Source organism: Blautia sp. AF19-1, from assembly GCF_003479155.1.
GTDB classification, from domain to species: domain Bacteria; phylum Bacillota; class Clostridia; order Lachnospirales; family Lachnospiraceae; genus Fusicatenibacter; species Fusicatenibacter saccharivorans.
This window is the reverse complement of record NZ_QUGQ01000001.1, coordinates 159085-183772: the sequence shown is the minus strand read 5'-3', so window position 1 is coordinate 183772 and position 24688 is coordinate 159085. Positions and strand designations below refer to the sequence as shown.

Here is a 24688-nt window from a genome sequence, read left to right as displayed (position 1 = left end):
CCTTGACGAAACGGAGGAATATTTTATGAAAAAAGTAGAGGATTACGTAAGAAGTATTCCGGATTTCCCGGAACCGGGTATTATTTTCAGAGATGTAACGAGTATCCTGCAGGACGCAGACGGACTGCAGCTTGCCATAGATGAGATGCAGCATTTTGTAGAAGAAGTAGACTGTGATGTAATCTGCGGAACCGAGTCCCGCGGCTTCATTTTCGGTATGCCGATTGCTTACAATCTGCACAAACCGTTCGTGCCGATCCGTAAAAAAGGAAAACTTCCTCTGGAGACCGTCGAGGAGAGCTATGACCTGGAGTACGGCAGCGCAACGATCGAGATGCACAAAGACTCCATCAAACCGGGCCAGAAGGTAGTCATCATCGACGACCTGATTGCAACCGGCGGTACCGTGGAGGCTTGTGCAAAAATGATCGAGCGCCTCGGCGGCGAAGTAACCAGAATCGTGTTCCTGATGGAGCTTGCCGGCTTAAAAGGACGCGAAAAACTGGCAAAATATGATGTAAAATCTGTCATCCGTTACGATGGCAAATAACGTATCCAACGAAACGCAGGGGTTAATCATGAGAGCGGAGGATACATATGGAAGAAGAGAAAAGAATCAGTGAAGAAGAATTAAAGAAGGATGTGGCGGCGGCAGAAGCCAGAATCCGCAAGACGGACGATTTTACAAGTCCGGAGGAATTATACGGGGAATTGATCGCTTCTGTGAAAAAATATCATCCATCGGACGATATTTCCCTGATCGAAAAAGCATACCGCGTGGCAGCGGATGCACATAAGGACCAGAAAAGAAAGAGCGGGGAACCGTACATCATCCATCCGCTCTGTGTGGCAATTATCCTGGCAGATCTGGAGCTCGACAAGGAGTCGATCGCGGCAGGCCTTCTGCACGACGTTGTCGAAGATACCGTCATGACCGAAGAAGAGCTGACCGAGGAGTTCGGCCCGGAGGTGTCCCTGATTGTAAGCGGTGTCACGAAGCTGGCACAGCTGAAATATTCTGCGGATAAGGTCGAGGAGCAGGCAGAAAACCTGAGAAAGATGTTCCTTGCGATGGCAAAGGATATCCGTGTTATTCTGGTAAAACTGGCGGACCGTCTGCACAACATGCGGACTGCACAGTACTGGTCGCCGGAGACGCAGAAGAAAAAAGCGCGTGAGACGATGGATATTTATGCCCCGATCGCACAGCGCCTCGGTATTTCCAAGATCAAGGTCGAACTCGATGACCTTTCTCTGAAATATCTGGAGCCGGATGCGTACTATGAACTGGTGCAGAAGGTCAGCATGAAGCGGGAGCAGCGGCAGGAGTTTGTCGATGCGATCGTAAAAGAGGTGACCCGTCATATCCACCAGGCCGGCATTGAGGCAGATGTCAACGGACGAATCAAGCACTTTTTCAGCATCTACAAAAAGATGGTCAACCAGCACAAGACGCTGGATCAGATCTATGACCTCTTTGCGGTCCGCATCATCGTGGAATCCGTCAAAGACTGCTATGCAGCGCTCGGTGTCATCCATGAAATGTACACGCCGATCCCGGGCCGTTTCAAAGATTACATTGCGATGCCGAAGCCAAACCGTTACCAGTCCCTGCATACAACCCTGATCGGACCGAACGGACAGCCGTTTGAGATTCAGATCCGTACTTATGAGATGCACCGGATTGCAGAATACGGTATCGCTGCACACTGGAAATACAAAGAGGCCTCCGACGGCAAGAAACCGGGACCGGAGCAGGAAGAGGAAAAACTGACCTGGCTGCGCCAGATTCTGGAGTGGCAGCAGGACATGGCAGACAACCATGAGTTCATGAACCTCTTAAAGAGCGATCTCGACCTGTTTGCCGACAATGTTTACTGTTTCAGCCCGGCGGGCGATGTCAAAACGATTCCGGTCGGCTCCTGTGCCATCGACTTTGCTTACTCCGTCCACAGTGCGGTCGGCAACAAGATGGTCGGAGCGAGGGTCAACGGAAAACTCGTGCCGATCGAGACGGAACTTCACAACGGAGACCGCGTCGAGATCATCACCTCGCAGAACTCCAAGGGACCGAGCCGCGACTGGCTGAAAATTGCGAAGAGTTCCCAGGCAAAGAGCCGCATCAACCAGTGGTTCCGCCAGCAGAACAAGACGGACAACATCGTCAAAGGCAAGGAAATGCTCACCAGCTATGCAAAGCTGAAGGGCAAAAACCTTGGAATCTATACGAAACCGATGTACGAAGAGGCTGTCATGAGAAAGTACGGCTTCCGCGACTGGGATTCCGTTCTTGCGGCCATCGGCCACGGCGGCTTAAAAGAGGGCCAGGTCCTCAACAAGCTGATTGAGACGTACGAAAAGCAGCATAAAAAAGAGATCACCGACGAGCAGGTGCTCGAAGCGGCATCCGGAGAGAAGGTTCTGCCGGTTGGAAAGAGCAAGGGCGGCATCGTCGTGCGCGGTATCCACGATGTGGCAGTTCGCTTCTCAAAATGCTGCAATCCGATCCCGGGCGATGAGATCGTGGGCTTTGTCACAAGAGGACGCGGCGTGACCATTCACCGCACCGACTGTGTCAATGTCCTGAATCTGCCGGAATCTGAGCGGGTGCGCCTCATTGATGCTGAATGGCAGGCAGAGGACAACGGCGGCTCTCTCTATACCGTGGAGATCAGCGTTTACGCAAACAACCGTACCGGTCTTCTGGTGGATATCTCCAAGATCTTTACCGAGCGGAAGATCGACCTTGCGGCGATGAACGTGAGAACGAGCAAGCAGGGAACGGCTTCCATCGATGTGACGTTCGACGTGCACAACAACGAAGAGCTGAACAGCATCATCGAGAAGGTGCGCCAGGTGGAGAGCGTGATCGATATTCAGAGATCGAGAGGATAAAAAGGAGAAAAGCGTATGATAAAGGTAAATTACCGGGCACTTGGAATGCTCTCGACAAACTGCTACGTTGTGGAAAATCCGGACAGCCAGAAGGTGCTGATCGTGGACCCGGGCGATTCGCCGCTGGAGATTGAACGCCAGATCGACGAGATCGACGGCGACCCGGAGGCCATTCTGCTGACCCATGGCCATTTCGACCATATGCTGGCAGCGGATGCGTTGCGGAAAAAGTACCATATCCCGGTCTATGTCCATGAAAAAGAGCAGCACCTGCTGGGGGATCCAAAGGAAAATCTTTCCGGGCTCTGGAGCAAACCGTACACGATGCAGGCGGACAAAACCGTAAAAGAGGGCGATGTGCTGCATCTCGCAGATTTTGAAATCCACGTTCTTGCGACACCGGGGCACACGGCAGGCGGTGTCTGCTACTATATTCCGGCAGCGAAAACACTTTTTTCCGGTGATACGCTGTTCTGCGAGTCCTACGGAAGATACGACTTCCCGACATCCTCCGGCAGAGAGCTGACCGCGTCGGTCAAGCGCCTGTTAAAAGAGCTTCCCGGGGATGTGACCGTGTATCCGGGCCACAACGATGAAACTACGATTGAACATGAAAAGAGGTACAATCCCCTTGCTTAATATCAGCCTTTGTTTTAACAGAAAAGATTTTGAATACGATGTGTATTCCCTGATCAAGGCATTCTATCCCGGCTGCGAGATCACCTCGTGGTACGAAGAGGATGGAGCGCCGGACGGGGAATTTGCATATTATGATAAGATCCTGTACGCGGCAGACCAGATCTGCTTTTCCATAGAAAATGAGAAGCACGAAGAGCTTTCTGCCGCGTGTGAGGCGGTGGAATATGAAAAAGACCGCCACGAAACGAAAAATGTCCTGAAACGGATGGTCTATCGCACGCTCTCGAAAGTGAGCGGAAAAGAACTTCCGTGGGGCGATCTCACCGGCATCCGTCCGACGAAAATTCCGATGAAGATGCTGGAAGAGGGCAAAACAAATGTAGAGATTGCGAAATACATGCGCGAGACCTACTACACCAGCCCGGAAAAGACGGCACTTGCAATCACGATTGCCAACCGGGAAAAGGATATTTTAAAGACGATCGACTACGAGCACGGCTACAGCCTGTACATCGGCATTCCATTCTGTCCGAGCATCTGTCTGTACTGTTCCTTCGGTTCCCATGTGTTAAGCCGCTGGGCCCATATGGTAGATCCGTATCTGGATGCGCTGATCAAAGAGCTGACCTTCATCAGCGAGCGTATGAAAGACTATACACTTGATACGATCTACATCGGAGGCGGAACGCCGACGACGCTGAATGCAGCACAGATGGAACGTCTGCTTTCGAAGGTGACAGAGCTCTTCCCGATGGATCAGGTGCAGGAGTTTACCGTGGAGGCAGGACGGCCGGATACGATCCATGAGGAGGTCTTAAAGGCCATCCGCAAATTCCCGGTGACTCGTATTTCGATTAACCCGCAGACGATGAACCAGGAGACACTGGATCTGATCGGACGCCATCATACGGTGGAGGAGATTGAAGAGAAGTTCCGCATGGCGCGTGACCTTGGTTTCGACAACATCAACATGGATCTGATCGTTGGTCTGCCGGGCGAGGACAGGGAAAAAGTGGCGCATACCCTGGAAAAAGTGGAGGCGCTGAACCCGGATTCCCTGACGGTCCATTCCCTTGCATTGAAGCGTGCGACGAGACTCAATTTGTTCAAAGACAAATATCAGGAAATCTCGTTTGAAAATTCCGCTGAGATCATGAAAATGACGATGGACAGCGCACATCGCATGGAGATGGGGCCGTATTACATGTACCGCCAGAAAAATATGGCGGGAAACTTTGAGAATGTAGGTTATTCCCGGGAAGGAAAGGCCGGTATTTACAACATTCTCATTATGGAAGAAAAACAGTCCATTCTGGCTGCAGGAGCCGGAGCATCCACGAAATTCGTGTTTGACCACGGAGAGCGCATTGAGCGGGTGGAAAATGTGAAGGATCTGAAAAATTATGTGGAGCGTATCGATGAGATGATCGAGAGAAAGCGTATCGGAATGGAGAAGTATCTGCCAAAATGAAAAAAAAATCCAGTCAGCAGCTTCACATGCTGCGATATACCCTGACCGAACAGCTCATCCACGGCATGGAAGTGAGTAATCTGGCTTACGATCTTGCGCGGGAACTGGGGTATGAAAAAGAAATTTGCTATGAGCTTGCAAAAGCGGGCGTTCTCCACGACATCGGAAAGGTTGTCCTGGAGAATTACGTAGAAGAACAGGATACGCTCGTTGTCGAGGAGATGCGCTTTGTGCGGACCCATCCCACACTGGGATATGAGCTGCTGCAGGGACGCGGATACTCCGATTTTGTGCTGGAGAGCATTCTGTACCACCATGAAAATTATGACGGAACAGGATATCCTGCGAATCTGGCAGGAGAAAAGATTCCGTTTGGGGCGCGTATTTTGCGTATCTGCGATGTGTACTGCGCACTGACCTCCGACCGCCCGTACCGGAGCGCGTTTACGCAGGAACAGGCGATGGAGCTTATGGCAGAAGAAGTCAAAAATTTCGATCTGAAAATGTTCCTGGCATTTCAGAGAGTGATCCACAGCGGCAGCCGGAAAGCGATCGAGCTTTCTGATGTCGATGAATTGATCCAGGAAATCATAAAGGAGAAAACAGAAAATGGCATTAAAGAAGAAACCGGTTACCGGAATGAAAGATATTTTACCGAAAGAAATGGCAATCCGTGACTACGTGATCCGTCTGATCAAGGAAACTTACGGAACCTTCGGCTTTACCTCCATGGAGACCCCATGCGTGGAGCACATCGAAAACCTGAACAGCAAACAGGGCGGCGAGAATGAGAAACTGATTTTCAAGATCTTAAAAAGAGGAGAGAAGCTGAAACTCGAGACCGCTGAGAAAGAAAACGATCTCGTAGACAGCGGCCTGCGTTATGACCTGACCGTTCCGCTCTGCCGTTACTATTCCAACAACGCAAACGAGCTTCCGTCCCCGTTCAAAGCACTTCAGATGGGAAATGTATGGCGTGCAGACCGTCCGCAGAGAGGAAGATACCGCCAGTTCATGCAGTGCGATATCGATATCCTCGGCGAGCCGACCAACCTCGCAGAGATTGAGCTGATCCTTGCTACCACCACACTGCTTGGAAAACTGGACTTCAAGAACTTTACGATCCGTATCAATGACCGCCGTATCTTAAAAGCAATGGCAGCCTACAGCGGATTCCCGGAGGAGTCCTATGACACCGTATTTATTATCCTCGATAAGATGGATAAAATCGGTTTTGAGGGCGTTGCCAAAGAGCTCGAGGAAGCCGGCTTTGCAAAAGAGTCCGTAGAGAAATACCTGAAAATGTTCGAGGAGATCACCCCGGATACCGCAGGCGTAGAGTACTGCCGTGAGAAACTTGAGGGATTCCTTGACAAAGAGTACGCAGACGGCCTGAAGACCATCATCGACAGTGTCAATGCCGTGAAGACCGCAGAATTCAAGATCGCTTTCGATCCGACTCTGGTGCGCGGAATGTCCTACTACACCGGACCGATCTTCGAGATCGCTATGGATGAGTACGGCGGATCTGTCGGAGGCGGCGGACGCTACGATGAAATGATCGGAAAATTCACCGGAAACCAGACCTGCGCATGCGGATTCTCCATCGGATTTGAGCGTATCGTTATGCTTCTGCTTGAGAGAGATTACCAGATCCCGGGCGCGCAGAAGAAAAAAGCGTACCTGATCGAGAAAAACATGCCGGCAGAGGGAATGCAGAAGATCATTCAGCAGGCGACAAAAGAGAGAAGTGAAGGCACGGCCATCAACATCGCCGTGATGAAGAAGAACAAGAAATTCCAGAAAGAGCAGCTTGCCAGCGAGGGCTACACTGAGATCGAAGAATTTTTTGTTGACAAAATGTAAGGAATATCCAATAATAGTAATCGCATGAAAAAACGATGTGCTGCGGATGCAGATTCTTTGTGTCCGCAGTTCCAAATAGGAGGAACAAGAAAATGGCTGAATCCATGAAAGGCCTGAAGAGAACCTGCCGCTGTGCGGAAGTCACAAAAGCAGATATCGGAAAAAAAGTAACCCTGATGGGCTGGGTACAGAAGAGCCGTAATAAAGGCGGAATTATTTTCGTCGATCTGCGTGACAGAAGCGGTATTATGCAGATTATCTTTGAGAACGGCCCGATCAGTGAGGAAGGTTTTGAGAAAGCAGCAAAACTGCGCAGCGAGTTCGTCATCGCCGTAGAAGGTGAAGTTATGGCCCGCTCCGGTGCTGTCAATGAAAATCTGGCAACAGGAGAGCTCGAAGTAAAGGCTGAGTCCTTACGCATTCTTTCCGAGGCAGAAACCCCGCCGTTCCCGATCGAGGAGGATTCCAAGACGAGAGAAGAGCTCCGTCTGAAATACCGTTACTTGGATCTGCGCCGCCCGGACATCCAGAGAAACCTGATTATGAGAAGCAAGGTGGCAATGCTCACCCGTGAGTTCATGTCAAAAGAAGGTTTCCTTGAGATCGAAACCCCGATGCTGACGAAATCCACACCGGAAGGCGCCAGAGACTATCTGGTACCGAGCCGTGTTCATCCGGGCAGCTTCTATGCACTGCCGCAGTCTCCGCAGCTGTTCAAACAGCTTCTGATGTGCTCCGGCTATGACCGCTATATCCAGATTGTAAAATGCTTCCGTGACGAGGACCTGCGTGCCGACCGTCAGCCGGAGTTCACCCAGATCGATATGGAGCTTGCTTTCGTTGATGTAGATGATGTTATCGATGTCAATGAGAGACTGCTGGCACACCTGTTCAAAGAGGTGCTCGGCGTTGAGGTACAGCTCCCGATCCAGAGAATGACCTGGAAAGAGGCTATGAACCGTTTCGGTTCCGACAAACCGGACCTGCGTTTCGGTATGGAGCTGGTTGATGTTTCCGAGACCGTAAAAGATACCGAGTTCGTTGTATTTAAGGGCGCACTTGAAAACGGCGGTTCTGTCCGCGGTATTAACGCAAAGGGACAGGGCGCAATGCCGAGAAAGAAAATCGACAAGCTCGTTGAGTTTGCGAAAGGTTACGGTGCAAAAGGTCTTGCATACATTGCAATCCATGAGGATGGAAGCTGGAAATCTTCCTTCTCCAAATTTATGACAGAGGAGCAGATGGAAGCCCTCATCAAAGCCATGGACGGACAGGCTGGAGACCTTCTTCTCTTCGCAGCAGACCGCAACAAGATTGTTTGGAACGTTCTTGGCGCACTTCGTCTGGAACTGGCAGAGCAGATGGGACTGCTCGACAAGAACGAGTACCGTTTCGTATGGATTACCGAGTTCCCGCTTCTGGAGTGGTCCGATGAGGAGAACCGTTTCACCGCAATGCATCACCCGTTCACCATGCCGATGGACGAGGATCTGCCGCTTCTGGACACCGATCCGGGCGCAGTTCGTGCAAAAGCTTACGATATCGTCCTGAACGGCACTGAGATCGGAGGAGGAAGCGTTCGTATTCACCAGAACGATGTGCAGGAGAAAATGTTTGAGATGCTTGGTTTCACAAAGGAACAGGCACATGAGCGATTTGGTTTCCTTCTGGATGCTTTCAAATACGGAGTTCCGCCTCACGCCGGACTGGCTTACGGACTGGACCGTCTTGTGATGCTGATGGCAAAAGAGGACAGCATCCGCGACGTCATCGCATTCCCGAAGGTAAAAGATGCTTCCTGTCTGATGACCGAGGCTCCGTCACCGGTTGACGCAGTACAGCTGGAAGAGCTTGGTCTTGAGGTTGAGCCGCAGGCTGAGGAAGAGACAACAGAAGAGTAAAGAAAATTTTGTGATTTACAGGACAGACAATTTTGCAGAAGTGCAGCGTTGTCTGTCCTTTTTTAGGTTTCACTCGATCGGTGTAAAGAAAAACTTAAGAAATTCTTCCACGTCTTCCCCGTTGTTTTGCTGGAAAAAAGTGCTACAATATGGTTTGTAAGAAAGATACGGAAACATCCACAGCAAGTGGAACACATAGAGAAAAAGACAAGGAGGGATCACGATGTTAGTTACATTAGTCATGCTGGCAACCTGTTTTGGTCTGCTCTGCGGAATTGGAATTTTATTTGGGATCGTCGGACTGCTGCTGAAATTTGGAGGAAAAGTCCTCGGCGCATGCGCCACTATTCTTCTCCCGATCGGCGTGATCTGGCTTGGATTTAAAATCGTGTTCGCCGTCGTTCCGCTTCTGTTCAAACTGGTCTGTGCAGCGCTGATCTGTTATCTCGTATACCGCATTCTGCGGGAGATGAAACTTGTAGCATAAAAAATAAAATCTAACAGATTCGAAAGAAAACCTGCTTTCCGTCATAAACACGGAGGCAGGTTTTTAATGACAAAAACAAAAATCTATTTTCAGAAAAAGCCAGTATTTGCTAAAAAAAGAGTAAGGAAAAAGTAAGAAAACAAAAAACAAAATGTGATACGATAGAACTAACTTGGGAAAGCAGAAAATTAATTTGTAAAATAGAAAAGTGGGAGGAAGCATATGAAGAAAAAAGTAATCGCGATTGTGTGTGCAGTCGCAGTGCTGGCGGCAGCCGGAGGGGGAGTGACATGGCATTTCCTTGGAAACGGTACAAAAGAGGACGATAACGTCGTCTATGTCAATACTGTAAAAGCCCTGACCAATCTGGGAACTGGAAATGGAATGGAAAACCGCTATGCCGGTGTTGTGGAGTCGGAAAATACCTGGAAAGTAGAGAAAAACAGCGAGAAAAAGGTAAAGGAAGTTTATGTGGAAGTCGGTCAGGAGGTTCAGGTCGGAACACCGCTGTTCTCCTACGATACCGAGAAATTCCAGAGTGACCTCGAGCAGGCGCAGCTGGATCTGGAACGCATAAACAATGAACTTTCAAGTATGAATACCAATATCAACCAGCTTTACAAAGACAAAAAGCAGGCATCAAAAGACCAGCAGGCAAGCATCACACTGGAAATTCAGGAAGCGGAGCTGGATTTAAAGAAAAAAGAATATGAAGGAAAATCAAAACAGGCGGAGATTGATAAATTAAACGATAACATCACCAATGCGACCGTGATCAGTGAAATCGCCGGTGTCGTAAAATCAATCAACAACGATGACAGCAGCGCCGGCGCTTACTCCGGTGACAGCTCCGACAATTCCTTCCTGACTGTTCTTGCAACGGGAAATTTCCGTGTAAAAGGCCAGATCAATGAACAGAATATGAGCGACGGTTCGATTACGGAAGGAAGCCAGGTGATCGTGCATTCTCGTGTAGATGAGAATCAGACCTGGACCGGAACCGTGACAAAGATTGATCGGGAAAATGCAAAGACCGGCAATAACAACATGTACAGCAGTTCCGGCGATGGCATGACACAGTCGAGCTCCTATCCGTTCTATGTACAGCTTGCCGGAACGAATGGTCTGATGCTCGGCCAGCACGTTTACGTAGAGCCGGATGTCGGCCAGCAGGAAGTCAAAACAGGAATCTGGCTGTCTGACTCCTTTATCAACGATGTCGACAGCAATCCTTACGTCTGGGCCGATAATGGAAAAGGCAAACTGGAAAAACGAAGCGTAACGCTTGGAACGTACGATGAAAACATGATGGAATATCAGATCACCGACGGCCTTGCAGAAGATGATGCAATCACCTTCCCGGAGGACGGTCTGGAAGAAGGGATGAAGACCGTAGTCAGCACCGACGGATCACTGGGACAGAGCAATCCGGCCGGCGGCGAGGATGACGGTATGCTTGACAACGACGATGGAATGGTCGACGACGGTATGAAGCAGGATGAAAACGGCATGGTTGACAATACCATGGACGGCGCAGAGTACAGCGGTGAGGAAGATACAACGAACGTGATCGGCGGCGCCGACAATGGTGATGCAGAACCGGCAGACACACAGGAAGCCGGATCAGCAGATGACGGGGAGGTGCAGCCGTGATTCTGGAATTAGAGAATATCTGTAAAGAATATATGCAGGGCAAAATCCCGGTTCCGGTTCTGAAAAACATCAACTTCTCCATGGAAGAAGGCGAGTACGTTGCGATCATGGGTCCTTCCGGTTCCGGAAAAACAACACTGATGAATATTGTCGGCTGCCTCGACCAGGCGACGAGCGGACGGTTGATCCTCGACGGACAGGATATCAGCAAATGCAGTGACAATCAGATGTCCGATATCCGCCTGCAGAAAATCGGGTTTGTTTTTCAGAACTTTCAGCTTCTTTCAAGACAGAGCGCGATGGAAAACGTATGTCTGCCGTTAACCTATGCAGGTGTACCGAAAAAAGAGAGAAGAGAGCGTGCGGCGATTGCCCTCGAGCGCGTAGGACTTGGCGATCGCATGGATTTTAAGCCGACGCAGCTTTCCGGTGGACAGAAACAGCGTGTGGCGATTGCACGGGCAATTGTCAACCATCCGAAAATTCTGCTGGCTGATGAGCCGACGGGAGCACTCGATTCCCATTCCGGCGAGCAGGTCATGGAGCTGTTCCAGAGCCTGAACGACGAGGGCGTCAGCATCTTGATGATTACGCATGACGCGGAGATCGCATCGATGGCACAGCGCACCGTGGAGATCCGCGACGGAATGATGAAATCGAAGGAGGTGGCCGAAACATGAAAAAAGGAAAAGCCGCAAAGAAAGTCGTGATTGCAGTTGTGACCGCAGTTGCCGTGGGCGGTGTCAGTGTCGGCGGTTATTACGGCATCCGCCAGGCGCAGAAGACGACCGTAAAAGTGTATCCGGTCAGTGACTTTACGAGTGGTTACTGGGAAGACAGCATGAATATGGAAGGCCAGATCACCTCGACGGCTTCCCAGAACATCTATCTTTCAGACAGCCAGACCATTTCCCAGGTTCTCGTCAAAGAGGGCGATGTGGTAAATGCCGGAGACACGCTGATGACATACGATACCAGCATGATCGAGCTGGATCTGGAAACGCAGCAGTTACAGCTTGCACAGACAAAGCTGAAAATCCAGCAGAGTGAAAAAGAACTGGAAAAGCTGAAAAAGACAAAACCGGTAGCGGATACGCCGCTGGATCCGGTGGAGCCGGATTTCCCGGATTTTCCAGATGAACCCATCGATCCGGATTTCCCGGACGAACCGATTCCGACCCCAGAACCGGAGCCGACGTACGAGGATGCTGTTCTGTACAGCAGTACGAATAAGCTTGTATTTGGTTCCAAACCATACAAAGGAGAAGGAACGCAGGAAGACCCATACACCTATCTCTGCGCACCGGGGACAGTCCTGACAGGCGGATTCCTGAATCAGATGGCAGGATACGCGGATGAAAAGGGAACGAAAAAAGAAGAGGACAGCGAAGGATACTGGTTTCGCCTGGAGATTCATGAGGAAAACAAAGCCGCAGAGGCGCTGGAAACCGTGTGGGAGCAGGATGGAACGAAGATTGCGAAAGCATACGAGACTTCGTATGAAGCAGTCCTGAGTCTGAAAGAATCCGAATCGGCGGATGCACCGGAAATAAAAATTACCACGCCGATTGCAAATACAGAGGTTGCAGAGGGCGGCGAGCTGAAGCTGAAAATCGGAATCAATGAGAAGAAAGATACCGAAGAGAAGCCGGATGAGAAAGCCGACGATAAAACGGATGATAGAACCGAGAGTCCGTCCGAGGACGATGTGACACAGCCGGGTGAAGCCGGAAATGGAAGCGGTGAGGCAGACGATTCCACGGAAAACACCGAAACGGATGGCACTTACACATACGTCTGGAAACACAACGGAAAGACAATCGACGGAGATTTTAAGGATACTTACACAAAAGAAAACATCACAAAAGAGGATGCCGGAATCTATATAGTAGAAGTGACAGCGAAAAATGACAAGGGTACTTCCATGGCAGTCAGCACTGCAAATGTGGCGGTAAAAGAAGGAACGATTACCCCGACACCAAGTGTAACTCCGACCCCGAGCGTTACGCCGGGACCGAGTGTAACTCCAGAGCCGACCGTCAGCCCGGAACCAAGTACAACACCGATTCCGACCACAGAGCCGGTTCCAACAGAAACTCCGGTGCCGAGCGAGACCCCAGTTCCGACGGAAACGCCGACGCCGACCGAAGCCCCGGCAGAACCGGAAGCGGAACCGCAGAGCGAAGATGCACCGGAAGCAGTGCAGACGACAGCAAAAACCGTATTCTACGGTGAAAAAGCATCGGTACAGTCCCTCTTTACATCATCCACAGGAAGCAGCGCAAATAACAATACTTCTTCCGGTGATGATACCCAGATGACCTACACAAAAGATGAGTTGAAAAAAGCCATCAGCGAAAAAGAAAGCCAGATCCGTAATCTGAAGCTGGATCAGAAGGAAGAGGAACTCAAAGTCAAAAATACGCAGAAATCCCTGGATTCCCAGACCGTAAAAGCGACGATCAGCGGTGTGGTAAAGAAGGTTGGAAATGCAGAAAACCCGTCCAACGACGGAAGCGCCTTTATCCAGGTCAGTGGAAACGAAGGTCTGTACGTGCGCGGCTACTTAAGCGAGACGTATCTCGATCAGGTAAAAGTCGGCGATGAACTCAACGTGACTTCTTGGTCTTCGGGTGCTTTTGCAGCGGCAACCGTAACCGAGATTTCTCCGTACCCGACAACAAGCTACATGTCGTACAGCGAGACACCAGCCTCCTTCTATCCGTTCACAGCCGTTATCCCGGAAGGCGGAGAAGGTTTTGAAAACGGTGACTGGATCGAGATTGCAATCACTGTCGGAAACGATGTAGAAAACGGCAACGGCCTGTACGTCAGCAAAGAATTCATCCGCGAGGAAAACGGACAGAAATTCGTTTATATCCGGGATGAAAATGATAAATTAAAGAAACAGAATGTGGTAACCGGAAAACTTCTGTGGGGCAGTTATTACGAAGTGAAGAGCGGTCTTTCCGAAGAGGATTACATTGCATTTCCGTACGGCAAAACCGTGGTGGAAGGCGCAGACACGAAGGAATCCAGTTCATCGGATTATTACAACAGTTAAGGAGGCGCATTATGTTAGAAAATGTAAGACTTTCCTTTCAGGGAATCTGGTCACACAAAATGCGTTCCTTCCTGACGATGCTGGGTATTATCATCGGAATTGCGTCGATCATCTCAATTGTCTCCACGATCAAGGGAACGAATGAGCAGATCAAACAGAACCTGATCGGAGCTGGAAACAACAACGTGACCGTCAGCTTAAAGCAGGGCGACGGTGATTACTGGATGGACAACGGACTGCCAAGCGGCGTGTCGAAACTGTCCGGTGATCAGAAAAAGCGGATCCGCGAGCAGGATCAGGTGGAAAATGCATCGTTTTACACCGAAAGAACGTATGTGAGCGGCATCGCAAAAGGAAACACAACACTGGACAGTGCGAAGGCGCTTGGAGTGGATGAAAATTATCTGTCGACGTGCGGATATCAGATTTATCAGGGACGCGGCTTTGTGGAGAGCGATTTCTCGAAGACCCACAAAGTTGTCCTCCTCGACGATACCGCAGTGCTGACACTCTTCCCGGATGAGTCGCCGGTCGGCAAAACGATCGAGATCATGGGAGAGCCGTTCACGGTGATCGGCGTGATCAAAAAAGCCGATTCGTTCCAGCCGGTCATCAATTCCAGAGATGACTACTATACGTACAATCAGGAATCCTATCCGCTGGTGCTGATGCCGGATGTCTGCTGGCCGATCGTATTCCAGTATGATGAACCGGAAAATGCCGTTGTGATGGCAAAAACGACCGAGGATATGAGCACGGTGGGAAAGACAACAGCGGATATCATGAACGAATCCGTGACCAATACAACTGATTCTCTTTCCTATCAGGCAGAGGATCTGCTGGAGAAAGCAAAGAGTCTGCAGGAGTTAGGCCAGAGCACGAACCAGCAGCTGATCTGGATCGCGAGCATTTCGCTTCTGGTCGGCGGTATCGGTGTTATGAATATTATGCTGGTATCTGTAACGGAACGTACAAGCGAGATCGGCCTGAAAAAGGCGATCGGAGCAAGAAAACGCAGAATTCTGTTCCAGTTCCTGACCGAGGCGGCGGTGCTCACCAGCATCGGCGGACTGCTCGGCGTGCTGGGCGGCATTATCATGGCACAGGTGATTTCGAGGGTATCGCAGACGCCTGTGGCGATCAGTATTCCGGCAATCATTTTCTCCGTGGTCTTCTCCATGGTGATCGGTATCGTATTCGGACTGCTGCCGTCGGTAAAAGCAGCGAACCTGAATCCGATCGATGCGCTGCGAAGAGAATAGAACAAAAAAGAGTTGAAAAATCCGTGCGGGTACAGCGTAGGTGCTGGATCCGTGCGGATTTTTTGTGCGGCGTGTGCGGATGAAACTTAAGATCTTTACTTTTTGCGGAAAGTCGGTTATACTGGAAAATAAGCGCAATTTGCGGCGCAGCAAAGAGGCATTCGAGTTTCGGATTCGGTATGTTTATGAAAATATAAGAAAGATTCAAAGACATTTCACATTCGTTTATGGTATAATCAAACAAGAGTATGACCAACGAAAAGGAGTATACGCGAATGAATATTTTGTTTTTTATCACACCGAAAAGTGAAACGGCTTATCTGTATGACGACTGCTCACTTCGGCAGGCCATCGAGAAGATCGAATATCATAAATACACGGCGGTTCCGGTACTGAACAAAAAGGGCTGCTACGTGGGAACACTGACGGAAGGAGATCTGCTCCGCATCATAAAAGAACGGTATCTGCTGAATTACCATGAAGCAGAGGATATCCCGCTCTGGCAGGTTCCAAAACGGTGGAATTATGAGTCCGTCAACATCAACAGCAACATCGAGGACCTGATCGAGATGTCCATGCGGCAGAATTTCGTTCCAGTTGTGGATGACGAGGGAATCTTCATCGGCATCATCCGAAGAAGAGATATCATCCAGTACTGTTATCAGAAAAGCGGCATCAAAGAAGAGGAAGAAGCCCGGCGCAGCGCGCGGAAACAAAACGCAGAACAGATGATTCTGCAGTAAAGAAGAAAATGAGGGAAACATTATGAAAAAACTGATCGATCTTATCCAGGAAGAGCTGGTAAAAGCCTTTACCGCTGCGGAGATGGACCCGTCCTATGCAAGGGTTTCCGTTTCCAACCGCCCGGATCTGTGCGAATACCAGTGCAACGGCGCAATGGCAGCTGCAAAAGCATACCACAAAGCACCGATCCAGCTGGCTGAAGCAGTTGTAGAAAAAGTGACCGATCACAGCGTGATCGGTGAAATTGAAGCCGTAAAACCGGGATTCATCAACCTGAAAATCAACCCGGAATTTCTGGCAGATTATCTTTCCAAAATGCAGAACGACGAAGATCTTTCTGTAGAGAAAGCAAAAAATCCGAAAACCATCATCGTAGATTACGGCGGAGCAAACGTGGCAAAACCGCTTCACGTCGGCCATCTCCGTTCCGCGATCATCGGGGAAAGCATTAAGCGTATGGGACGCTTCATGGGCCACAACATGATCGGTGACGTTCATCTTGGAGACTGGGGTCTGCAGATGGGACTGATCATCACCGAGCTGCAGGAGCGCCATCCGGAGCTTGTTTATTTTGATGAGTCCTTTACGGGAGAGTACCCGGAGGAAGCACCGTTTACGATCAGCGAGCTCGAGGAGATTTATCCTTGCGCAAGCGGCAAATCGAAAGAGGACGAGGACTATAAGAAACGTGCACTCGAGGCAACGAGAGAGCTGCAGCAGGGCAGAAGAGGATATCGTGCGATCTGGAAACACATTATGAACGTTTCTGTTGCCGATCTGAAAAAGAACTATGGAAACCTCGACGTTCATTTCGATCTGTGGATGGGTGAGTCCGATGCACAGGAGTACATTCCAGACATGGTAGATTACCTGAAAGACAATGGTTATGCACATTATGACCAGGGCGCACTCGTTGTTGATGTCAAAGAAGAGACAGACACAAAAGAGATCCCGCCGTGCATGATCTTAAAATCCGATGGGGCAGCTCTGTATGATACGACAGACCTGGCAACCATCATCCAGCGTATGAAACTGTACAAGCCGGACGAGATCTGCTATCTGGCAGACAAACGTCAGGAGCTTCACTTCGTACAGTGTTTCCGCTGTGCAAGAAAAGCAAAACTGGTGAATGATGATACCGTTCTTTCCTTTATCGGCTTTGGTACCATGAACGGAAAAGACGGAAAACCGTTCAAGACCCGTGAGGGCGGCGTTATGCGTCTGGAGCGTCTGATCGGCGAGATCAACGATGAGATGTATCAGAAGATCGTGGAGAACCGCAGCGTAAAAGATACGGATGCAAGAGGAACGGCACAGATTGTCGGACTGTCTGCTATTAAATACGGTGACCTGTCCAACCAGGCATCGAAAGATTATGTATTCGATGTTGAGAGATTTACTTCCTTCGAGGGAAACACCGGTCCGTACATCCTGTACACGATCGTTCGTACAAAATCCATCCTCGGAAAATATAAAGAAGAGGGAAATGAACTGAAGAAAGGCGCACTTCTGGCACCGAAGAGCGACAGCGAGAAAGCTCTGATGCTTTCCGTATCCCGTTTCAACGGCGTTGTGGAGAACGCATTCGAGGAGAAAGCACCGCATAAGATCTGTGCTTATATCTACGAGCTTGCAAACGAGTTCAACCATTTCTACCACGAGACCAAGATCTTAAGTGAGCAGGATGAGGCAAGAAAAGCATCTTACCTGGCACTGCTGGATCTTGTCCGCGAGGTACTTGAGACCTGCATCGACCTGCTGGGATTCTCGGCACCGGAACGGATGTAAGATTCGTCAAGAGGGAAAAAATAGATAAAAAACAGGCGATTTTTTTGGCAGCCGTCGGCTTCTGTAGTTCTTGCGGAAACGGCGGCTGTTGTGTTATACTTACATCACGATTTTTCATCCGCTTGGACATTCGTCCTGAAAAATCGATTCTATATTACTCTATCGAAGAGCCATTCGGCTCAATTTATATCCATGTACAAAAACAGAATATCGGACTGACAAACACTTTGACGTAAAAAGAGGAGGCGGGATCATTGGAAAAGTAGAACTTCCGGGAGGGAAGTATCGCCTGCTGTCAGTGCTCGGAAGAGGGGCAACGTCTGTCGTTTATCTTGCAGAGAAAACTGGATCCGGAAAGCGGTATGCAGTCAAGGTAAGTATATGTGACAGGGAAAAATTGCGCCGGGAAGCGTTTCTTTTACAGAAGTTTTCATATCCCGGGATTCCCTGTGCGGTGGAACTTCTGGAAAGTGGGACAAAAAGCTTTCTGGTGATGGAAGCTGTAAACGGAAAATCTATCGGACAGTGTATGCGTAAGGGAGAACGGTTTTCCAGCCGGGAAATTCTGAAAACGGGAATTGCCCTGAGCGGGATTCTCTGTTATCTCCATGCACAGAACCCGCCGGTTTTCTACCGGGATCTGAAGCCGGACAACGTGATGATAACAGAGCGTGGTGAAATATACCTTGTGGATTTCGGTGCAGCCGGAACAGAAGAAACGGGTGTGGAAGTCCGTTATGGAACCCGCGGTTATGCAGCGCCGGAGCAGTATGACGGGAAGTGTGACGCCCGTTCCGATCTTTATGCACTCGGCGCACTGCTTGCGGCAATGGCGAAGCATGCGAAAAAGCGGCAGAAAAGAGGACTCTGGCGGGTGATGGAAAAGTGTATGCAGAAAAAGCCGGAGGAGCGGTATGCGTCTGCCGGAGAAGTCAAAAAGGCACTGCGGCGGCTGGAAAGAAAGCAAAAAGGCAGGAAGACTCTGCGGATCTTTGCAGTTTTTGCTTTTCTGACAGGAGGAGCGGCTGCAGTTGCCAGCAGGATGCCATGGGGTCAGTTTCCGGCGGCAGACGAATGGGAGGAGCAGGGCGATCTCTGGTTCTGCGGAAATCCGGTGGAAGAAGGCAGTCTGCCGAACTACCAGAAAGCGCGGGAAGCGTTCTTAAAGGCAGACCATCTCAGTCAGGCGGGGCGTGTGGAGCAGGAACTTGTGGAATACTGTCTGGCGGATGATGCGGCAAGGGAAAAAATGCAGATGGAGCCATTGCTGGCTGAATTTTATGATGACACGCAGCAGGAGCCAGAAAAAGAAAAACGCTGCCGCAGATATCTTGCTGTTGCAGGAATGTATTTCAGTTTTTCCGAAGAACTGGCGCGTGAAAATGACACAGACGCCATGCGGAAAGGAATCGAAGTGCTGGAAAAGGCCGCGGGCGAGAATATGGAGGGGCAGTGGGAGACGGTTATCTGGCAGAGACTGGCGGATGCGTGCTATCTTGGCGGAAAATCCGGGGATGGGGAAAGAGAACAGGACTGGTGCCAGGAGAGCTTTCTCTATTACGAACGGCTTCTGTGCAGCAGACAGGATGGAAACCGGCGGAAAAATCTGCTCAGGGCCGCAGAGCTGGCACTGCAGTTCGACATGCAGGAAAAAGCAGAACAGTACCTCAACGAGGCAGCAGAAATTCCGGGAATGGAGGAGGACATTTTTTATCAGCAGATCAGAAAAAGATGGGAGGAAGCAGGATGAGAAAAAAGACTATATGTGCAATGATGACAGGATTCCTGGCCGTCCAGGGAATCGAAGTCCACGCGGAGACACAGCAGACGACAGGCGAGGCCGCAAGTGCGGTGGAAAGCGTGGAATTAGAAGCTGAAATCATCGAGAACAGTGATGTGACAGATGCAGACGGGAAAGCCGGACCGGAGGAACTGCTGCCGGACGAAAAGTCAGAAGAAGAACCGCCTATAGAAGAGAAACCAGAGCAGGAACCAGAGCCGCCGGAAGAGAAAACAGATCCGGCAGAGACCGGAAAGAAAGAGACAGAAGAAGAAAAAATGCTTCCCCCGACGGTAATTCCGGATCCGGAGAAAGAACCAGCGGAAAGGTGGGAAGAAGAGGAGGAAGAAATTTCGGAAGATTCAGAATCGGGGAAGCCAGAAGAATTGCCGGAGGCAGGAGATATGGGTTCCGGGGAATCGGAATCAGAGGAAGAATGTGAAGAAACAGATACAAAAGAATCAGAGACAGAAGAGTCAGATTCGGAGAGAACGGATTTTGGAGAAATGGACACAGAAAAACCAGATTATGAAGATACAGGTTCAGAAAAATCCGGAACGGAAAATTTGATGCCAGAAGATCCGGAACCGGAAAAGCCTGATATGGAAGAAACGAAGCAGGAATCTCCGTCAACCGAAAAAGAGTCAGAAAATCAAACCTCGGAAACAAAAGCACCAGAAAAAGAGGAGCCTACCGTAATGCCAGATGCCGGAAAGTCAAACACAGAAAAGCAGGAACAAACGGAGCCCGGGCAATCGTCTCCGGAGAAAGAAGAACTCAAAACAGACGAACAGCTGCCCGTTGCTGCAGCCACGCCCGAGGAGGTGACCCAAGATCCAGATGATACTCCGCTACAAACAGAAGAAAGCAGTCCTCCGCCTGCCGAAACTCCATCTGAGAGTGCCGGGGAGGAGCCATCTCAAATACCGCCGCAGATCATCGCCGATTTCATATTATCACAGATAGCAGACGAAGATTTCGAAGCGCCGAACCCCCTGATTATCCGCCCGGCCGACACCAGCGTCGAAATAGATCCCGGTTATACCCCGGAAATTCTGCTCGAGGGAGCCGCCGACACGGCTGAAATTCTTTCCTGCATGGTAAATGGCTCCGAAGCCGAATACGAATGGAAAGAAAACAAAATCTGTCTGAAAGCCGAGAGCCTTTCCGAAGGCTACAACCGCATCACTGTAAAAGTGCGTGGCGCAGACGGCATTGTACGAACCATGAAACCGTGGGAAGTCAACGTGAAACCAAAAACTTCCACACTTGTCAGCCAGAGAACCAGCCAGAAACCAAAAGGAACCCGCCTCTTGCAGTCCTTAAGGCGCCTCTGGAACCTGATTCGTGCCATTGCCGAAATTCAGAATCAGACCACCCGCTATCTGCGTGCACTCTGCAGAAAATAGCCTGATCCGGTTTTGTTTGTATTTCTAATTTCGATATGCTAGAATAAAAGACATGTCATACGATAAAAAAGTAAAAGAGGAAATAAGAGTATGTCAGATATGATATTATTTGATCTGGACGGAACCCTGACCGATTCCGGTCCTGGAATTACAAGATGCGTACAGTATGCGCTGGCATCCTTTGGCATCGAAGAGCCGGATCTGGAAAAACTGAACTGTTACGTGGGACCGCCGCTTCTGGAATCTTTCATGAATTTTGCAGGCCTTGGCTGCGAAGAAGCACAGCAGGCCATCACAAAATACCGGGAGCGGTACGAGGCAGAGGGCATTTTTGAAAATGAAGTATACGAGGGAATCCCGGAGGTTCTGGCGTATCTGAAAGAGAAGGGAAAAATTCTGGCGGTAGCATCGTCCAAACCGGAAAAATACGTGGAGCAGATCCTGGAGCATTTCGAAATCAGAAAGTATTTTACCGTAGTAACCGGTTCAGAAATGAACGAAACCAGAACCGACAAAGGAGAAGTCATCGCAGAGACGCTGCGCCGACTCGGAGCAGAAGACAGCCGTTCCGACGTGGTGATGGTTGGTGACAGAAGCTATGACGTAATCGGGGCAAGAGAAAACGGACTGCTCTGTGTCGGCGTATCGTATGGGTACGGCGGAAGAGAAGAACTCGAGGCAGCAGGTGCCGCAAAGGTATGTGATACACCGGAAGAACTGAAACTGCTGGCGGAGGATCCGAAAGAAGAGAAGAAAAGACGCGACCGCATCAAAAAAATGAAGCCGGAGCGTATCCCGTGGCTGACAAGAGGAGAAAGTGGAACAGGAATCTTTGCGCCGAAAGAGAAAAAAGCAGAGAATATAAAAGAAAAAAGGACAGCGAAAACAGAGCCAAAAACGGAGGAAATCGTAATTCCTATCCAGCGGAAGCTATGGCGTCTTTTAAAACCGCTTCTGACGTACGAACTGTTTCTGATCGGAGCAACCGTACTTCTGGCGCTGATCCTGATGACGTTTACGACCGGCGGTTATCTGGAAGAGCGTATGCACGCGACATCCGTTCTTGCATCAGCAATCGGCAGTCTGGCGGCGATCCCGGTTCTCTGGAAACAGTACAAAAAAGATGAAGGCATGTTCCCGAAACCGGAAAAACGGTGGAGTGCGGCAGAGGCAGCCGCCTGTATTCTGCTGGTTATGACCTTCGGCCATCTCCTGAATACTGTAATGAACGTGACTGGCTTTACCAGAATCTTTTCCGGCTATCAGGACATGGCATCAAAGATTTATGAAGGACAGAACCCGCTGCTTCTGATCCTGTCCGTCGGTGTGCTGAGCGCGGCCGCAGAGGAAATTGTTTTCCGCGGCATGATTTACCGCAGGGCAAAAGATTTCTGGGGAACCGGCTGGGGCATCGCAGCATCATGTCTGCTGTTCGGTGCATATCACGGCAATGTGACGCAGTTTGTCTATGCAGCCGTGGTAAGTGTGCTTCTGATCCTTATTTATGAGCGGTGCGGAACACTCCTTGCCCCGGTTCTTGCGCACATGGCAGAAAATATCTGGGGACTTTACCGGAGCCAGTTCGTATCCTGGATGACCCAAAAAGCGCCGGCAGGTGCATGGATGTTCATCTTTTTGGAAGCGGTAATCTGCGCCGGAACGTTCTGGTATCTGTTTTTAAAGGATAAACAGGGAAAAACACAAAAATAACAGAAAAAAACCGCAGAATCCGCGAAAAAAATGCTTGTCATGAAAAAAACTCTGTGATACAATCTTACTGTTGCACAATAAGCACCCATGCGGTACCAAGGATGGTGCCTGTTTTTTGAAAAACAGGTTCCAAGGTGAAAAAACATGGGGAAGAATAAAACCATAAGGAGATAAAACAATGAGCGTAATTTCAATGAAACAGTTACTGGAAGCCGGTGTTCATTTCGGACATCAGACAAGAAGATGGAATCCTAAAATGGCTCCGTACATCTACACAGAGCGTAATGGTATCTACATCATCGACCTGCAGAAATCTGTAGGAATGGTAGATGACGCATACAAAGCTGTTGCAGACATCGCAGCAGACGGCGGCACAATCCTTTTCGTAGGAACCAAAAAACAGGCTCAGGACGCTATCGCTGTTGAGGCAGAGCGCTGCGGAATGTACTATGTAAACGAGAGATGGCTCGGCGGTATGCTGACCAACTTCAAAACCATCCAGAGCCGTATTGCAAGACTGAAAGCAATCGAGACCATGGAGCAGGATGGCACCTTCGAAGTTCTTCCGAAAAAAGAAGTCATTGAGTTAAAGAAAGAGCTTGCAAAACTGCAGAAAAACCTTGGCGGTATCAAAGAAATGAAGAGACTGCCGGACGCTATCTTCGTAGTAGATCCGAAAAAAGAGAGAATCTGCGTACAGGAAGCTCATACACTGGGAATTCCGCTGATCGGTATCTGCGATACCAACTGCGATCCGGAAGAGCTTGACTATGTAATTCCGGGTAATGACGACGCTATCCGTGCCGTAAAACTGATCGTTTCCAAAATGGCAGACGCAGTTATCGAGGCAAAACAGGGCGAGGCTGAGGAAGCTGCATACGAAGAAGCAGCAGAGACAGACGCTGAATAATTTACGCGAAGTAATGAACTGGGGGGAACTTGAAATTCAGGTTCCCTTCGGCGAATCTCACAATAGCAGACCGGCATGAAGATGCAGTCTGCTGAATCACGTATACGGAGGAATAAAACAATGGCTATTACAGCAGCAATGGTAAAAGAGTTAAGAGAAGTAAGCGGTGCTGGTATGATGGACTGCAAGAAAGCTCTTACAGCTACCGAAGGTGATATGGACAAAGCAATGGAGTTCCTGAGAGAAAAAGGACTTGCTACTGCTCAGAAAAAAGCTGGCAGAATCGCAGCTGAGGGTATCGTTATGCTGAACGTATCCGAGGATGGAAAGAAAGCTGTCGCTGTAGAAGTAAACGCTGAGACAGACTTCGTTGCAAAGAACGAGAAATTCCGTGGCTATGTAGCACAGGTTGCAGAGCAGGCTATGGATACAACTGCAGCAGACGTAGAAGGATTCCTGGCAGAGCCTTGGAAATTCGATACCAACGAGACCGTTGGCGAAGAGCTGGCTCATCAGATCGCTACCATCGGCGAGAACATGAACATCCGTCGTTTCCAGCAGGTAAAAGAGGAGAACGGTTTCGTTGCTTCTTATACTCATATGGGCGGTAAAATCGGTGTTCTGGTTGACGTTGAGACAGATGTTGTAAACGATGACCTCAAAGAGATGGCTAAAAACGTTGCAATGCAGATTGCAGCTCTTCGTCCGCAGTACACAAACCGCGACGAAGTAAGCGCTGATTACATCGCACATGAGAAAGAAATCCTCATGGCTCAGATTCAGAACGACCCGAAAGAGTCTCAGAAACCGGAAAAAGTTATCCAGGGAATGATCCAGGGCCGTATCAACAAAGAGCTCAAAGAGATCTGCCTGCTTGACCAGGTATACGTAAAAGCAGAAGACGGAAAACAGTCCGTAGCTCAGTACGTAGCACAGGTTGCAAAAGCAAACAACGCAACTGTAGCAGTAAAAGGCTTCGTTCGTTTCGAGACCGGTGAAGGAATCGAGAAGAAAGAAGAGAACTTTGCTGAGGAAGTTGCTAAACAGATGAACGCATAATTCAACTGTGAATTTGTAAAAATAACGCAAAAATATAAAACCCTCATAAA

At 49.6% G+C, this 24688-nt stretch carries 19 protein-coding genes; all 19 read left to right on the top strand.

Translation table 11 applies throughout. From position 1 onward, the window contains the following. Positions 1-25 precede the first annotated feature (25 nt). The 19 genes from DWX26_RS00785 (at position 26) to tsf (ending at position 24638) form a co-directional block, all read left to right on the top strand. Complete coding sequence (locus DWX26_RS00785) at positions 26-550, top strand: adenine phosphoribosyltransferase (protein ID WP_022461135.1); 525 nt, start codon at positions 26-28, stop codon at positions 548-550. Positions 551-597: 47 nt separating this feature from the next. Next, positions 598-2895: a RelA/SpoT family protein gene (locus DWX26_RS00780; protein ID WP_118600550.1), complete on the top strand. Its 2298-nt coding sequence runs from the start codon at positions 598-600 to the stop codon at positions 2893-2895. Between the two features lie 15 nt (positions 2896-2910). After that, positions 2911-3534, top strand: coding sequence for an MBL fold metallo-hydrolase (locus DWX26_RS00775; RefSeq protein ID WP_117804365.1), 624 nt, complete (start codon positions 2911-2913; stop codon positions 3532-3534). Further along, the gene (gene hemZ, locus DWX26_RS00770; RefSeq protein WP_117804366.1) at positions 3506-5005 is read left to right on the top strand and encodes a coproporphyrinogen dehydrogenase HemZ; all 1500 of its coding nucleotides are present in this window, start codon (positions 3506-3508) and stop codon (positions 5003-5005) included. Before DWX26_RS00775 ends, hemZ begins: the two co-directional genes overlap by 29 nt. After that, a complete protein-coding gene (locus DWX26_RS00765; RefSeq protein ID WP_117804367.1) occupies positions 5002-5682 on the top strand; it encodes an HD-GYP domain-containing protein in 681 nt (226 codons plus the stop codon). Before hemZ ends, DWX26_RS00765 begins: the two co-directional genes overlap by 4 nt. Next, positions 5615-6871 carry a histidine--tRNA ligase gene (gene hisS, locus DWX26_RS00760; protein WP_055227609.1) on the top strand — a complete coding sequence of 419 codons (1257 nt, stop codon included), beginning with the start codon at positions 5615-5617 and terminating at the stop codon, positions 6869-6871. The genes DWX26_RS00765 and hisS overlap by 68 nt, the downstream gene beginning before the upstream one ends. 92 nt (positions 6872-6963) lie before the next feature. Then, positions 6964-8772: an aspartate--tRNA ligase gene (gene aspS / locus DWX26_RS00755; RefSeq protein ID WP_117804368.1), complete on the top strand. Its 1809-nt coding sequence runs from the start codon at positions 6964-6966 to the stop codon at positions 8770-8772. Positions 8773-8995: 223 nt separating this feature from the next. After that, positions 8996-9259, top strand: a complete 264-nt coding sequence (locus tag DWX26_RS00750) for a hypothetical protein (RefSeq protein ID WP_022461142.1) — start codon at positions 8996-8998, stop codon at positions 9257-9259. Positions 9260-9481: 222 nt separating this feature from the next. Beyond that, complete coding sequence (locus tag DWX26_RS00745) at positions 9482-10912, top strand: efflux RND transporter periplasmic adaptor subunit (protein ID WP_117509247.1); 1431 nt, start codon at positions 9482-9484, stop codon at positions 10910-10912. Further along, positions 10909-11592, top strand: a complete 684-nt coding sequence (locus tag DWX26_RS00740; RefSeq protein WP_118600548.1) for an ABC transporter ATP-binding protein — start codon at positions 10909-10911, stop codon at positions 11590-11592. The genes DWX26_RS00745 and DWX26_RS00740 overlap by 4 nt, the downstream gene beginning before the upstream one ends. Then, positions 11589-13976: an efflux RND transporter periplasmic adaptor subunit gene (locus DWX26_RS00735; protein WP_117804370.1), complete on the top strand. Its 2388-nt coding sequence runs from the start codon at positions 11589-11591 to the stop codon at positions 13974-13976. Before DWX26_RS00740 ends, DWX26_RS00735 begins: the two co-directional genes overlap by 4 nt. Positions 13977-13987: 11 nt before the next feature. After that, positions 13988-15238, top strand: coding sequence for an ABC transporter permease (locus DWX26_RS00730; RefSeq protein ID WP_117760814.1), 1251 nt, complete (start codon positions 13988-13990; stop codon positions 15236-15238). A 275-nt stretch (positions 15239-15513) separates the two neighbouring features. Beyond that, a complete protein-coding gene (locus DWX26_RS00725; RefSeq protein WP_022461147.1) occupies positions 15514-15981 on the top strand; it encodes a CBS domain-containing protein in 468 nt (155 codons plus the stop codon). A gap of 22 nt (positions 15982-16003) precedes the next feature. Then, entirely contained in the window at positions 16004-17770 is a 1767-nt protein-coding gene (gene argS, locus DWX26_RS00720) for an arginine--tRNA ligase (protein WP_022461148.1), read from the top strand. 142 nt (positions 17771-17912) lie between these two features. Continuing rightward, entirely contained in the window at positions 17913-19520 is a 1608-nt protein-coding gene (locus DWX26_RS00715) for a serine/threonine protein kinase (RefSeq protein WP_118600546.1), read from the top strand. Further along, positions 19517-20959, top strand: coding sequence for a hypothetical protein (locus DWX26_RS00710; protein WP_117801726.1), 1443 nt, complete (start codon positions 19517-19519; stop codon positions 20957-20959). The genes DWX26_RS00715 and DWX26_RS00710 overlap by 4 nt, the downstream gene beginning before the upstream one ends. A 90-nt stretch (positions 20960-21049) precedes the next feature. Beyond that, complete coding sequence (locus tag DWX26_RS17445; protein WP_117801725.1) at positions 21050-22669, top strand: HAD hydrolase-like protein; 1620 nt, start codon at positions 21050-21052, stop codon at positions 22667-22669. Between the two features lie 178 nt (positions 22670-22847). Beyond that, positions 22848-23579, top strand: a complete 732-nt coding sequence (gene rpsB, locus DWX26_RS00700) for a 30S ribosomal protein S2 (protein ID WP_022461152.1) — start codon at positions 22848-22850, stop codon at positions 23577-23579. A 120-nt stretch (positions 23580-23699) separates the two neighbouring features. Then, on the top strand, positions 23700-24638 hold the full coding sequence (tsf, locus tag DWX26_RS00695) for a translation elongation factor Ts (protein WP_022461153.1): 939 nt from the start codon (positions 23700-23702) through the stop codon (positions 24636-24638). Positions 24639-24688: the final 50 nt, after the last annotated feature.

What these genes read in the sequence shown, in the direction of transcription:
- DWX26_RS00785 (WP_022461135.1), top strand. Translation starts at nt 26, where the DNA reads ATGAAAAAAGTAGAGGATTACGTAAGAAGTATTCCGGATTTCCCGGAA.
- DWX26_RS00780 (WP_118600550.1), top strand. Translation starts at nt 598, where the DNA reads ATGGAAGAAGAGAAAAGAATCAGTGAAGAAGAATTAAAGAAGGATGTG.
- DWX26_RS00775 (WP_117804365.1), top strand. Translation starts at nt 2,911, where the DNA reads ATGATAAAGGTAAATTACCGGGCACTTGGAATGCTCTCGACAAACTGC.
- hemZ (WP_117804366.1), top strand. Translation starts at nt 3,506, where the DNA reads ATGAAAAGAGGTACAATCCCCTTGCTTAATATCAGCCTTTGTTTTAAC.
- DWX26_RS00765 (WP_117804367.1), top strand. Translation starts at nt 5,002, where the DNA reads ATGAAAAAAAAATCCAGTCAGCAGCTTCACATGCTGCGATATACCCTG.
- hisS (WP_055227609.1), top strand. Translation starts at nt 5,615, where the DNA reads ATGGCATTAAAGAAGAAACCGGTTACCGGAATGAAAGATATTTTACCG.
- aspS (WP_117804368.1), top strand. Translation starts at nt 6,964, where the DNA reads ATGGCTGAATCCATGAAAGGCCTGAAGAGAACCTGCCGCTGTGCGGAA.
- DWX26_RS00750 (WP_022461142.1), top strand. Translation starts at nt 8,996, where the DNA reads ATGTTAGTTACATTAGTCATGCTGGCAACCTGTTTTGGTCTGCTCTGC.
- DWX26_RS00745 (WP_117509247.1), top strand. Translation starts at nt 9,482, where the DNA reads ATGAAGAAAAAAGTAATCGCGATTGTGTGTGCAGTCGCAGTGCTGGCG.
- DWX26_RS00735 (WP_117804370.1), top strand. Translation starts at nt 11,589, where the DNA reads ATGAAAAAAGGAAAAGCCGCAAAGAAAGTCGTGATTGCAGTTGTGACC.
- DWX26_RS00730 (WP_117760814.1), top strand. Translation starts at nt 13,988, where the DNA reads ATGTTAGAAAATGTAAGACTTTCCTTTCAGGGAATCTGGTCACACAAA.
- DWX26_RS00725 (WP_022461147.1), top strand. Translation starts at nt 15,514, where the DNA reads ATGAATATTTTGTTTTTTATCACACCGAAAAGTGAAACGGCTTATCTG.
- argS (WP_022461148.1), top strand. Translation starts at nt 16,004, where the DNA reads ATGAAAAAACTGATCGATCTTATCCAGGAAGAGCTGGTAAAAGCCTTT.
- DWX26_RS00710 (WP_117801726.1), top strand. Translation starts at nt 19,517, where the DNA reads ATGAGAAAAAAGACTATATGTGCAATGATGACAGGATTCCTGGCCGTC.
- DWX26_RS17445 (WP_117801725.1), top strand. Translation starts at nt 21,050, where the DNA reads ATGTCAGATATGATATTATTTGATCTGGACGGAACCCTGACCGATTCC.
- rpsB (WP_022461152.1), top strand. Translation starts at nt 22,848, where the DNA reads ATGAGCGTAATTTCAATGAAACAGTTACTGGAAGCCGGTGTTCATTTC.
- tsf (WP_022461153.1), top strand. Translation starts at nt 23,700, where the DNA reads ATGGCTATTACAGCAGCAATGGTAAAAGAGTTAAGAGAAGTAAGCGGT.